This window comes from Streptomyces europaeiscabiei, from assembly GCF_001550375.1.
GTDB classification, from domain to species: domain Bacteria; phylum Actinomycetota; class Actinomycetes; order Streptomycetales; family Streptomycetaceae; genus Streptomyces; species Streptomyces europaeiscabiei.
This window is the reverse complement of the sequence record NZ_LRTR01000927.1, coordinates 1-916: the sequence shown is the minus strand read 5'-3', so window position 1 is coordinate 916 and position 916 is coordinate 1. Positions and strand designations below refer to the sequence as shown.

The 916-nt window shown below is 70.7% G+C and carries 1 protein-coding gene; it reads left to right on the top strand.

The window, feature by feature from the left end:
* Nucleotides 1-22: 22 nt before the first annotated feature.
* Nucleotides 23-916 (top strand): acyltransferase domain-containing protein (locus AWZ10_RS46695; protein WP_159058632.1); only part of this gene is annotated, 894 nt, incomplete at its 3' end.

Sequence of the window (916 nt, the reverse complement as noted above, 5' to 3'; positions counted from 1 at the left end):
GGAGCGTGCGCGTCGTGCGGGTGTGTCGTCGTTCGGTCTGAGCGGCACCAACGCCCACGTCATCCTCGAAGAGGCGCCTGCCGAGAGCGTTGAGCCGACAGAGCCGACAGAGCCGACAGAGCCCGCCGGGCTGCCGGTGATCCCGTGGGTTCTGTCCGGTCGAGGTGCTCACGCTCTGCGTTCCCAGGCCGCCCGCCTGCTGGACGTCGTAAGGTCCGCGCCCGAGGCCGACCCCATGGAGATCGCCTCGGCGCTCGCCACCACGCGCACCGCGTTCGAGCACCGGGCCGTCGTCCGGGGCCGTGACCGTGCTGAACTCGTCTCCGCGCTGGCCGCGTTGGCGGACGGCGAGCCGACCCCTCATGTCGTGAGCGGGATCGCGGGCGAGGGCCGGACGGCGTTCCTGTTCTCCGGGCAGGGTGCGCAGCGGCCCGGGATGGGCCGGGAGTTGTACGAGGCGTTCCCCGTTTTCGCGGATGCCTTCGACGAGGTGTGCGCGCAGGTGGGTTCGGGGCTGCGGGATGTGGTTCTCGGTGATGACGCGGAGCGGTTGAACCGCACCGAGTGGGCGCAGCCGGCGCTGTTCGCGATCGAGGTCGCTCTGTTCCGGCTGGTGGAGTCCTTCGGGGTACGTGCGGACTTCGTGGTGGGTCATTCGATCGGTGAGATCGCTGCCGCGCATGTGGCGGGGGTGTTGTCGCTGGAGGATGCGTGCGTCTTGGTCACCGCGCGTGGCCGGTTGATGCAGGAACTGCCGTCGGGCGGGGTGATGGTGGCGGTGGAGGCGGCCGAGGACGAGGTCGCCCCGCTGCTGGACGCGTCGTTGGTGTCGGTTGCGGCGGTGAACGGGCCGCGGTCGGTGGTGATCGCCGGTGTCGAGGCGGCCGTGAACGAGGTCGCCGAGGCACTGAAGGCG